Source organism: Streptomyces torulosus (assembly GCF_001419765.1).
In the GTDB taxonomy this organism is placed as follows: domain Bacteria; phylum Actinomycetota; class Actinomycetes; order Streptomycetales; family Streptomycetaceae; genus Streptomyces; species Streptomyces torulosus.
On the sequence record NZ_LIRK01000577.1, the window covers coordinates 1 to 10,956 of the forward strand.

The window sequence follows — 10,956 nt, forward strand, 5'->3', positions numbered from 1 at the left end:
GGTTTCGGGGGGTGGTGGCCGCCGCTCGGGACCGGGTGCTGGAGGTGTTCGGGGCGCGGCTGCACAGCGCGTACCTCTACGGGTCGATCCCCCGTGGCACCGCCCGCCCCGGCCGCAGTGACTTCGACCTGCTGGTGGTGCTGCGGGACGAGCCCACCGACGCGGACCGGGCGGAGGCCGGAGCCCTGGACGAGGCGCTGGACCGGGAGTTCCCGCAGATCGACGGGGCGGGGACGCTGCTCGTCAGCCGGGCCAGGGTGCTCAGTGATCCGGAGCGCTACGACCTGGGGTGGTTCGTGGCCTGCCTGTGCACCCCGTTGCTGGGCCAGGACCTCGCCGAGGACCTGCCCCGGTACCGGCCTGACTCCCTCCTCGCCCGCGAGACCAACGGCGACCTGGCGCGGCTGCTGCCCCGCTGGCGGGATCGCGTCGCCGACGCGTCCACCCCCGAGGCCCGGCGCTCCCTCGTGCGCTCCTGCTCCCGCCGCCTCGTCCGGACCGGGTTCACCCTCGTCATGCCCCGCTGGAACGGCTGGACCAGCGACCTCCACGAGATGGCGGAGGCCTTCGGCGAGTACTACCCCGAGCGGGCCGACCGGATGAGGGCGGCGGCGGCCGCCGCGTACGCCCCGGACGCCGACCCCGAGGGGCATGAAGCCCTGCTGCGGTTCTACGTCGACGATCTCGGGCCCTGGCTGGCCGAGGAGTACGCGCGCGTGCACGGCGTCAAGGCACCCCGTCCGGACGACGGGTGAGGTGCCGGCCGAGGAGCCGAGCGAGGAGCTGATGACCGACGGGTTCCCGCGGCTCGGTCGCCCCCACGGGTCCCAGTGGCCTCGTCGGCCCTCCTGAGCCCCTCAGCCTCGCTCTTACCCCCAGAGGCCCCGTCAGGCCTCCTGGGGCCCCTCAGGCCCCTGCCGCACCTCCGGTGGCATCCGGCGGCCTCCGGCGCGCTTCCGGGCCGCAGCGGGCCGCTCATGCCGCCGGGAGGCCGTCCGGGCCCGCGCTCTCAGATCAGGCCATGATCGGTCAGGTACTCCATCTGCGCGCGTACCGACAGTTCCGCGGCCGGCCAGAGGGAGCGGTCGACGTCGGCGTAAACGTGGGCGACCACCTCGCCGGGCGTGCCGTAGCCGTCCTCGACCGCCGTCTCGACCTGGGCCAGTCGGTGGGCGCGGTGGGCGAGGTAGTACTCGACGACCCCCTGGGCGTCGTCGAGGACGGGGCCGTGGCCGGGCAGGACGGTGTGGACGCCGTCGTCCACCGTGAGGGACCTGAGGCGCCGGAGGGAGTCGAGGTAGTCGCCGAGACGGCCGTCGGGGTGGGCCACGACCGTCGTACCGCGGCCGAGGACGGTGTCGCCCGTCAGGACGGCCCGGTCGGCCGGGAGGTGGAAGCAGAGGGAGTCGGCGGTGTGGCCGGGCGTGGGGACGACGCGCAGTTCCAGGCCGTCGACGCTCACCACGTCGCCCGCGCCGAGTCCCTCGTCGCCGAGCCTCAGGGCCGGGTCGAGGGCCCGTACGTTCGTCCGGGTCAGCTCGGCGAAGCGCGCGGCGCCCTCCGCGTGGTCGGGGTGGCCGTGCGTGAGCAGGGTCAGCGCGACGCGCTTGCCGGCCCTCTCCGCCGTCTCGACGACCTTGCGCAGGTGCCCGTCGTCCAGGGGGCCGGGGTCGATCACGACCGCCAGGTCGGAGTCGGGCTCGGAGACGATCCAGGTGTTGGTTCCGTCGAGGGTCATCGCGGACGCGTTGGGCGCGAGGACGTTCACCGCGCGCGTGGTGGCGGGCCCCGAGAGGACGCCGCCCCTCGGCTGTCCGGGGAGGGCTGCTGCGTCGGTCATGCGGGGCCTCCGCCGGACGGAATGCGTTTGGTGAACTCGTCGTGGCCGGGCCAGGAGAGGATCACTTCGTCGTTCTCCAGACGGGCGCGGGCGAGCACCGGGGTCAGATCGCGGCCGGGTGCCGCGGCGAGCGCACCGGCGGCCGAGTCGTACGCCGTGAGCTGACGCAGGGTCGCGATGGTGGGCGGCATCATCAGCAGCTCGCCCTTGTCGTAGCCCTCGGCGGCCTCGCGGGGGCGGATCCACACGGTGCGGTCGGCCTCCGTGGAGGCGTTGCGGGTGCGCTGGCCCTGCGGGAGGGCCGCCACGAAGAACCAGGTGTCGTAGCGGCGGGCCTCGAACTCGGGGGTGATCCAGCGGGTCCAGGCGCCGAGCAGGTCCGAGCGCAGGACCAGGCCCCGGCGGTCCAGGAACTCCGCGAAGGACAGGTCCCGGGCGGCCACGGCGGCGCGGTCCGCCTCCCAGTCGTCGCCGGTGGTGTCCCCGACCACCGTGTCGGGGGTGGGGCCGGCGAGCAGGACCCCGGCCTCCTCGTACGTCTCGCGGACAGCCGCGCAGACGATCGCCTGGGCGCCGGCCTCGTCGACACCGAGCCGGTCGGCCCACCACGCGCGCGTGGGGCCCGCCCAGCGGATCCGGTGGTCGTCGTCGCGCGGGTCGACCCCGCCGCCCGGATACGCGTACGCGCCCCCGGCGAAGGCCATGGAGGCGCGTCTGCGCAGCATGTGCACGACCGGGGTGTCGGCCGTGTCCTTGAGCAGCATGACGGTGGCGGCCCGCCTGGGGGTCACCGGTGTCAGCGTGCCGGCCGCGAGCCGGCGGATGCGATCCGGCCACTCGGGTGGGTACCACTGCCCGTTTGCCATGGGCGGAGGCTAACCCGTGACGGCCGGATGTTCGAGTGAGCCCCCGCGATCTTGTGGCTGCCGAGGGGGCACGGGGGTGGTCACGCCGACGTGAGCTCCACCTGGATCTCCACCTCGACCGGCGCGTCCAGCGGCAGCACGGCCACACCGACCGCGCTGCGCGCGTGCACGCCCTTGTCGCCGAGGACGGCGCCGAGGAGCTCGCTCGCGCCGTTGAGCACGGCGGGCTGGCCGGTGAAGTCCGCGGCCGAGGCGACGAAGCCGACGACCTTCACGACGCGGGCCACGCGGTCGAGGTCGCCCGCGACCGACTTCACGGCGGCGAGGGCGTTCAGGGCGCAGGTGCGGGCGAGGTCCTTGGCCTCCTCGGGGGTGACCTCCGCGCCGACCTTGCCGGTGACGGGCAGCTTGCCGTCCACCATCGGGAGCTGACCGGCGGTGTACACGTACACCCCGGACTGCACGGCCGGCTGGTACGCGGCGAGCGGCGGGACCACCTCGGGCAGGCTCAGCCCGAGTTCCGCGAGCTTGGCCTCGACGGCGCTCATGCCGACTTCTCGCGCTTCAGGTAGGCGACGAGCTGCTCGGGGTTGTTCGGCCCGGGCACGACCTGGACGAGCTCCCAGCCGTCCTCGCCCCAGGTGTCCAGGATCTGCTTCGTGGCATGGACGAGCAGCGGCACGGTCGCGTATTCCCACTTCTTGGTCATGCGGCCGACTTTAGCCCCTGGCCGGCACCGGTTCCGCCGCTGCCCCGGGGAGGTCCGGACGGCCATGTGGGGCGGAGTTGTCCACAGCCTCCCGCGTATGCCGCGCGCGGACTGGTTAGGCTCGAATACGTGAGCAGGCTCCAGGTCGTCAGCGGCAAGGGCGGGACCGGAAAGACCACGGTCGCCGCCGCACTCGCGCTCGCCCTCGCGACCGAGGGGAAGCGCACCCTCCTGGTCGAGGTCGAGGGCAGACAGGGCATCGCACAGCTCTTCGAGACGGAAGCCCTTCCGTACGAGGAGCGGAAGATCGCGGTGGCTCCCGGGGGCGGGGAGGTGTACGCGCTGGCCATCGACCCCGAACTGGCCCTGTTGGACTACCTCCAGATGTTCTACAAGCTCGGCGGTGCGGGCCGGGCCCTGAAGAAGCTCGGCGCGATCGACTTCGCCACCACGATCGCGCCCGGCCTCAGGGACGTCCTCCTGACCGGCAAGGCGTGCGAGGCGGTGCGCCGCAAGGAGAAGAGCGGGCGGTACACCTACGACTACGTGGTGATGGACGCCCCGCCCACCGGCCGGATCACGCGCTTCCTGAACGTGAACGACGAGGTGGCGGGGCTCGCGAAGATCGGCCCGATACACAATCAGGCCCAGGCGGTCATGCGGGTGCTGAAGTCGCCGGAGACGGCGGTGCACCTGGTGACGCTGCTGGAGGAGATGCCCGTCCAGGAGACGGCCGACGGGATCGCCGAACTGCGGGCGGCGAAGCTGCCGGTGGGGCGGATCATCGTCAACATGGTGCGGCCCGAGCTGCTGGACTTCGACGAGCTGGAGCTGGCGCGCGCGGTGCCGCGTACGGCCGTCGCCAAGTCGCTGTCCACGGCCGGCCTCGGCGGCGCCCGGCGCGGCGGCAACGCCGAGCGTCTGGTGGAGCCACTGCTCGCGCAGGCCGAGGAGTACGCCGAGCGGTACACGCTGGAGCACGAGCAGCGGGGTGTCCTCGGCGAGCTGGGCCTGCCGCTGCACGAACTGCCGCTGCTCGCCGAGGGCATGGACCTGGCGGGACTGTACGAACTGGCCACGGAACTGCGTCAGCAAGGGATCTCATGACTTCGGACCCGGCCGCCGCCCCGCACGAATCGGCCCACGCCCCTGACGGACACCGGGCGATCAACTCGATCCGCCCCCTCGCGATCGACCCGCTGCTCGACGACCCCGAGACCCGCATCGTGGTGTGCTGCGGCGCGGGCGGTGTCGGCAAGACGACCACGGCGGCGGCCCTGGGGCTGCGGGCCGCGGAGCGCGGTCGGAAGGTGGTCGTGCTGACCATCGACCCGGCCCGGCGGCTCGCCCAGTCGATGGGCATCGACTCGCTGGACAACACCCCGCGCCGGGTGAAGGGCATAGAGGACCGGCGAGAGGTCTCGCCCAACGGCTCGGCCGAGGACGGTGGGCGACGGGCGGGCGGCGAACTGCACGCCATGATGCTCGACATGAAGCGCACGTTCGACGAGATCGTCGAGGCGCACGCGGACCCCGACCGGGCGTCGGCGATCCTGAGCAACCCCTTCTACCAGTCGCTCTCCGCCGGCTTCGCGGGCACGCAGGAGTACATGGCGATGGAGAAGCTGGGCCAGTTGCGGTCCCGCGACGAGTGGGACCTGATCATCGTCGACACCCCGCCGTCCCGTTCGGCGCTGGACTTCCTGGACGCACCTAAGCGGCTCGGCTCGTTCCTGGACGGCAAGCTGATCCGGGTGCTGCTGGCGCCCGCGAAGGTCGGCGGACGGGCCGGGATGAAGTTCCTGAACGTCGGCATGTCGATGATGACGGGCGCCCTGGGCAAGCTCCTCGGCGGTCAACTGCTCAAGGACGTACAGACGTTCGTGGCCGCGATGGATTCCATGTTCGGCGGTTTCCGTACCCGCGCGGACGCCACGTACAAGCTGCTCCAGGCGCCCGGTACGGCGTTCCTGGTGGTGGCCGCGCCGGAGCGGGACGCGTTGCGGGAGGCGGCGTACTTCGTGGAGCGGCTGGCCGCCGAGGACATGCCGCTGGCCGGTCTGGTGCTCAACCGCGTCCACGGCAGCGGCGCGGCCCAGCTGTCCGCCGAGCGCGCGCTCGCCGCCGCGGAAAATCTTGACGAGCCCCGCATTGTGGATCAGATGGACGGGAAAGCAGTTCGTAACTCTCCCGACACGTCCGGCAGTTCAGAATCTCCCGCATCCACCGGCGCCCAGGACGGCTCCCCCGCCCCGGACCGCGCCGTCGAGACGCTGACCGCAGGTCTGCTCAGGCTGCACGCCGAGCGGATGCGGCTGCTCTCCCGCGAGCAGCGCACGCGTGACCGGTTCACCGCGCTGCATCCCGAGGTGGCGGTGGCCGAAGTGGCCGCGCTGCCCGGCGATGTCCACGACCTGGCTGGCCTGCGGGACATCGGGGACCGACTCGCGACCGTACGGCCGGAACTGCCCACCACGGACGACTGACCGACGAACGATCAGCATCCCTACGGCTGAACGGTGTCTCGGGGCACCCGAGAGCCGGCACACCTGCCCGACGCGCCGACACCTCAAGGGCGCCCTGGACGGACGGGACCCGCAAGGGGTCTCGTCCTCTAGCTCACCGCCGCGTAGTTCTCGTACATCTCGTCATCGTCGAGCGGCAGGATCCCCGCGCCACGCTCGTACTCCGTGCGCGCGGTCTCGAGGAGACGGCGCCACGAGGTGACAGTCGGTCGCCTGCGCAGCAGTGCGCGGCGCTCGCGCTCCGTCATTCCTCCCCACACGCCGAATTCGACGCGGTTGTCCAGCGCGTCCGCCAGGCACTCCGTCCGCACCGGGCATCCGGTGCACACCGCCTTGGCCCTGTTCTGCGCTGCTCCTTGAACGAACAGTTCATCCGGATCGGTAGTGCGACAGGCAGCCTGCGCACTCCAGTCGGTTACCCAGCCCATACCGGCGCCGTCCTCTCCCGAATCGAGGCTCCCCCACGGCGGCAGCGGCATATTCACCGCCGCCAGTTGAGGACGTTACGGAAGGAGGGCACAGCGCAACACCCCCTTCGGGCCCAATCTTGAATGGCCCGAACGGACTATGCGTAAGCGGCAGATCACCCGCGGGAGTGACCCGAGGGCATACGTGACTATCCCGACAGATCGGGACAGTTGACATACGCCACAACGGACACCGAATGACACACAAGGCGAATTCGGACGCAGCCCTGGAAAAAAATCGGAAGAACGTCGGAACGATTCGGGCTCGCCGGACGTACTTGATACAAGGGCCAACGGTTGTGACAGTTGAGAGCAGCTTAGGCCAAGGCCTATACGTGTGTCCGGCGAATGAGAACGTAGGCTGCCTCCATGCCAAACAAGCGCTCGGGCGGTGGTCTGTCCTCCACGCAGCAGGCCGCCAAGTTCCTCGGTGTCAGCGTGCTCGCGGGCGCCGTCATGGCGGGCATCGCGCTGCCCGCCGTCGGTGCCCTGGGGCTGGCCGCCAAGGGGTCGGTCGAGGGATTCGACGAGCTCCCGACCAACCTCAAGCAGCCCCCGCTGAGCCAGCGCACCACGATCCTGGACAGCAAGGGCGACCAGATCGCCAGCGTCTACTCCCGCGACCGTACGGTGGTCGATCTCAAGAAGATCTCGCCGTACATGCAGAAGGCGATCGTCGCCATCGAGGACGCGCGGTTCTACCAGCACGGCGCGATCGACCTGAAGGGCGTGCTGCGCGCACTCAACCGGAACGCGCAGGACGGCGGCGTCACCCAGGGCGCGTCCACGTTGACGCAGCAATTGGTGAAGAACGTGGCGGTGGAGGAGGCCGGTGATGACCCGACGAAGGTCGCCGAGGCCACCCAGCAGACCCTCGGCCGCAAGATCCGCGAGCTGAAGTACGCGATCCAGCTCGAGGAAGAGCTCGGCAAGAAGAAGATCCTCGAGAACTACCTCAACATCACGTTCTTCGGTCAGCAGGCCTACGGCGTCGAGGCGGCCTCCCGCCGCTACTTCTCCAAGTCGGCCAAGGACCTGGATGTCCAGGAGGCCGCCCTCCTCGCCGGCATCGTGCAGTCACCGAGCCGCTACGACCCGGTGAACGACCCGCAGGAGGCCACCAAGCGGCGCAATGTCGTGCTGCAGCGCATGGCCGAGGTGGGCGACATCTCCCAGTCGGAGGCCGACAAGGCCAAGGAGAAGCCGCTCGGCCTGGACGTCAGCAAGCCGAAGAACGGCTGCATCACGGCCGTCAAGGGCGCGGGCTTCTTCTGCGACTACGTCCGTGAGGTCTTCCTGAACGATCCGGTCTTCGGCAAGACGAAGAAGGACCGGGCCAAGACCTGGAACCAGGGCGGCCTCACGATCCGGACGACGATGGACCCGAAGGCCCAGAAGTCCACCCAGCGGTCCATCAAGGACCACGTCTACCAGAAGGACGAGGTGGCGACCGCGGCCACCGTCGTGGAGCCCGGCACCGGCAAGATCCTCGCGATGGGCCAGTCCCGGCCGTACGGCATGGACGTCAAGCAGAACGAGACGACGATAAATCTCTCGGTCGACAAGAGCATGGGCGGCGGCGCGGGCTACCAGCCCGGTTCGACGTTCAAGCCGATCGTGGCCGCGGCGGCCCTGGAGGGCGGCATGTCCCCGGGCAAGTCGTACTCCGCGCCGTACGAGATGGAGTATCCGAGCCCGATCTCGGTGTGCGGCGGCAAGAACTGGGTGAACACGGACGGCACCAAGCTCACCAACGAGAACACGGCCGAGGTCGGCCCGTACTCGCTGCGGAAGGCGACCGCGCTCTCGGTCAACACCTACTTCGTCCAGATGATCGCGGACATCGGCATCTGTCCTGTGACGGAGATGGCCGGGAAGATGGGCGTCGACCGGGCCGACGGCGCGAAGATGGGCCAGAACCCGTCGATCGCGCTGGGCACCCAGGAGATGTCCCCGCTGACCATGGCCAACGCGTACGCGACGTTCGCCGCGCGCGGTATGTACTGCACGCCGATCGCCATCGAGTCGATCACCCAGCGGGTCGGCGAGAAGTCGAAGTCGCTGGAGGTCCCGAAGTCGACGTGCTCCCGCGCGATGTCGGAGAACACCGCCGACACCATCAACACCCTGCTGAAGGGCGTGGTCGAGGACGGTACGGGTACGGAGGCGGGTCTTGGCCCGAGCCGCCCGAGCGCCGGTAAGACCGGTACGACGGACGGCCGTTACGCGGCCTGGTTCGTGGGCTACACCCCGAACATGGCGGGCGCGGTCTGGGTCGGCGACCCGGCCCACGAGCGCCGCATGGTGAACATCACCATCGGCGGTGTCGGCTACGGCAAGGTCTTCGGTGGCAAGGTCCCGGGCCCGATCTGGCGCGACATGATGGCCGGCGCGCTGGCCGGCGAGCCCGCCCCCGGCTTCACCACCGTCCCGCTCCCCGAGGACCGTCCGCGCGAACGCGATCGCGACCGCGACGACGACAACGACGGGAACGGCAACGGCGGTGGGAACGGCAACGGAGGCGGAGGCGACGACGGCTTCATCGGCGGCACCGACGGCGGTACCTTCCCGACCCCCGAGTTCACCATCCCCGAGGGCTGGATCCAGGGCCAGACGAACGGCGGGAACAGGGGCAACGGGAACGGCGGCGGAGGCTTCGGCGGCTGAGTTCCTCCGCCGGGGCCGACGGGCCCGGGCACCTGTGGATACGGCGGTGGGGCGCCCCTTCTGGGAAGGGGCGCCCCACCGCCGTACGGCTGGCGTGACCGCAGGCTCCGTCGCTCGGAGGAACAGCCGCGCCGGGCCCGGACAGCCCGGGGCCCGGAGCACCGGAGGGCTCACCGCTCTAGGCCTGGAGGACTGAGGCCGGGCTCGGAGACACAGCCACTCGGGGGCCGGAGGCCCCGAAGGGCCAGGGGCTGGGCTCAAAAGCCCAATCGCTCGAGCGGCTCGAGCGCTCCTGGTCAGCCCGCGAGCTGCTGCTTGACGATCGCGGCGACGCGGCCACCCTCGGCGAGACCGGCGACCTTCGGGTTGACGATCTTCATGACCTGACCCATCGCGCGGGGGCCCTCGGCGCCGGCCGCCTTCGCCTCCTCGACGGCCTGGACGACGATCTGCTTCAGCTCCTCGTCGGAGAGCTGCTTGGGCAGGTACTCGGCGAGGATCTCGCCCTCGGCCTTCTCCCGCTCCGCAGACTCGGCGCGACCACCCTGGGCGAACGCGTCCGCGGCCTCGCGGCGCTTCTTGGCCTCCTTGGTGATCACCTTGAGGACCTCGTCGTCGGAGAGCTCGCGCTTCTCCTTACCGGCGACCTCCTCCTTGGTGATCGCGGCGAGCGTCAGCCGGAGCGTCGAGGAGCGGAGCTCGTCGCGCTCCTTGATCGCGGCGTTGAGGTCTTCCTGCAGCTTCGACTTGAGCGTGGTCATGCGGTTGATTGTCGCAGGTGTGGTGCGGGAGGCGCGCCTTGATTTCGCTGGTGTGTGCGGAACGGGGGCGGTTCGGGAGGGCGGGCCCGGAGTCGGTTGTCCACAGGCCGAGTTGGCGTCGGTGCTACCGCGGCACGGTTGTCCACAGGCTGCGCGGCGCCTCGCCGGGGTCTGACACGATGGACGCATGCGAGCGCGTTACGGAGTACCTCTGGGGATCGCGGCGGCCGGTGCCGCCGGTGTGTTGTACGCGGCGGGTTTCGAGGCCCGTTCGTTCCGGCTGCGGCGGGTGACGGTGCCGGTGCTGCCACCGGGCATGCGACCGCTGCGCATACTCCAGGTCTCCGACATCCACATGGTGAGCGGCCAGCGCAAGAAGCAGCGCTGGCTGCGTTCCCTGGCCGGGCTGCGCCCCGACTTCGTGATCAACACCGGGGACAACCTGTCGGACACCGAGGGCGTCCCGGAGGTGCTGGACGCGCTGGGCCCGCTGATGGAGTTCCCGGGCGCGTATGTCTTCGGGTCGAACGACTACTACGGCCCCAAGCTGCGCAACCCCGCGCGGTACCTGATGGAGAAGGCGCAGGGCCGCCACGGCCTGAACGGCAACAAGCCGGCGGTCGGCGCGATCCACAACCCGTGGGAGGACCTGCGGGACGGCTTCGACGGCGCGGGCTGGCTCAACCTCACGAACACCCGCGGCACGCTGAAGATCGAGGGCATGTCGGTGGAGCTCGCCGGCCTGGACGACCCGCACATCAAGCGGGACCGCTACGACCGGGTCGCCGGCGGCCCCTCCGAGTCGGCCGACCTCTCCCTCGGCGTGGTCCACGCGCCGTACCTGCGGTCGCTGGACGCGTTCACCGCCGACGGCTACCCCTTGATCCTGGCCGGCCACACCCACGGCGGACAGCTGTGCATCCCCTTCTACGGGGCGCTCGTCACCAACTGCGACCTCGACACGGACCGCGTCAAGGGCCTCTCCACGCACACGGTCGGCGACCACACGGCCTACATGCACGTCTCCGCGGGCTGCGGCACCAACCGCTACACCCCGGTCCGCTTCGCCTGCCCGCCGGAGGCGTCGCTGCTTACGTTGGTGGAGAGGGACGGGTAGGGCG

The 10,956-nt window shown here is 70.7% G+C and carries 11 protein-coding genes; 5 read left to right on the top strand and 6 right to left on the bottom strand.

Annotated elements, in window-relative coordinates; all coding sequences use genetic code 11:
• Window positions 1-755, top strand: a 755-nt coding sequence (locus tag AOK23_RS33840; protein WP_055716365.1) for a nucleotidyltransferase domain-containing protein, incomplete at its 5' end; no start/stop codon positions are given.
• Window positions 756-1,009: 254 nt separating this feature from the next.
• On the opposite strand, the gene AOK23_RS33845 is transcribed toward AOK23_RS33840, so the two are convergent.
• The 4 genes from AOK23_RS33845 to AOK23_RS47275 all read right to left on the bottom strand — a co-directional run bounded on the left by AOK23_RS33845 (window position 1,010) and on the right by AOK23_RS47275 (window position 3,415).
• Window positions 1,010-1,840 (bottom strand): MBL fold metallo-hydrolase, encoded by an 831-nt coding sequence (locus AOK23_RS33845; protein ID WP_055716360.1) that lies wholly within the window; start codon window positions 1,838-1,840, stop codon window positions 1,010-1,012.
• A complete protein-coding gene (locus AOK23_RS33850) occupies window positions 1,837-2,706 on the bottom strand; it encodes an NUDIX hydrolase (protein ID WP_055716361.1) in 870 nt (289 codons plus the stop codon). Before AOK23_RS33850 ends, AOK23_RS33845 begins: the two co-directional genes overlap by 4 nt.
• An 80-nt stretch (window positions 2,707-2,786) precedes the next feature.
• Window positions 2,787-3,254, bottom strand: coding sequence for a RidA family protein (locus AOK23_RS33855; protein WP_055520994.1), 468 nt, complete (start codon window positions 3,252-3,254; stop codon window positions 2,787-2,789).
• Window positions 3,251-3,415 carry a Sp36 family protein gene (locus AOK23_RS47275; protein WP_099966959.1) on the bottom strand — a complete coding sequence of 55 codons (165 nt, stop codon included), beginning with the start codon at window positions 3,413-3,415 and terminating at the stop codon, window positions 3,251-3,253. Before AOK23_RS47275 ends, AOK23_RS33855 begins: the two co-directional genes overlap by 4 nt.
• Window positions 3,416-3,544: 129 nt before the next feature.
• Here AOK23_RS47275 and bagA point away from each other — a divergent pair, with 129 nt between their 5' ends.
• Together bagA and bagB are read left to right on the top strand one after the other, a co-directional pair.
• Complete coding sequence (gene bagA, locus AOK23_RS33860) at window positions 3,545-4,522, top strand: ATPase BagA (RefSeq protein WP_055520995.1); 978 nt, start codon at window positions 3,545-3,547, stop codon at window positions 4,520-4,522.
• Window positions 4,519-5,901: an ATPase BagB gene (bagB, locus tag AOK23_RS33865; protein ID WP_055716362.1), complete on the top strand. Its 1,383-nt coding sequence runs from the start codon at window positions 4,519-4,521 to the stop codon at window positions 5,899-5,901. Before bagA ends, bagB begins: the two co-directional genes overlap by 4 nt.
• Window positions 5,902-6,029: 128 nt before the next feature.
• Here bagB and wblA read toward each other — a convergent pair whose 3' ends face one another.
• On the bottom strand, window positions 6,030-6,368 hold the full coding sequence (gene wblA, locus AOK23_RS33870) for a transcriptional regulator WblA (protein ID WP_033524587.1): 339 nt from the start codon (window positions 6,366-6,368) through the stop codon (window positions 6,030-6,032).
• A 408-nt stretch (window positions 6,369-6,776) separates the two neighbouring features.
• Between wblA and AOK23_RS33875 the strand changes: the two genes are divergently transcribed.
• On the top strand, window positions 6,777-9,074 hold the full coding sequence (locus AOK23_RS33875) for a transglycosylase domain-containing protein (RefSeq protein ID WP_206336370.1): 2,298 nt from the start codon (window positions 6,777-6,779) through the stop codon (window positions 9,072-9,074).
• A 296-nt stretch (window positions 9,075-9,370) separates the two neighbouring features.
• Here AOK23_RS33875 and AOK23_RS33880 read toward each other — a convergent pair whose 3' ends face one another.
• On the bottom strand, window positions 9,371-9,835 hold the full coding sequence (locus tag AOK23_RS33880) for a GatB/YqeY domain-containing protein (protein ID WP_055716363.1): 465 nt from the start codon (window positions 9,833-9,835) through the stop codon (window positions 9,371-9,373).
• A 187-nt stretch (window positions 9,836-10,022) separates the two neighbouring features.
• Between AOK23_RS33880 and AOK23_RS33885 the strand changes: the two genes are divergently transcribed.
• Window positions 10,023-10,952, top strand: coding sequence for a metallophosphoesterase (locus AOK23_RS33885; protein WP_055716364.1), 930 nt, complete (start codon window positions 10,023-10,025; stop codon window positions 10,950-10,952).
• Window positions 10,953-10,956: the final 4 nt, after the last annotated feature.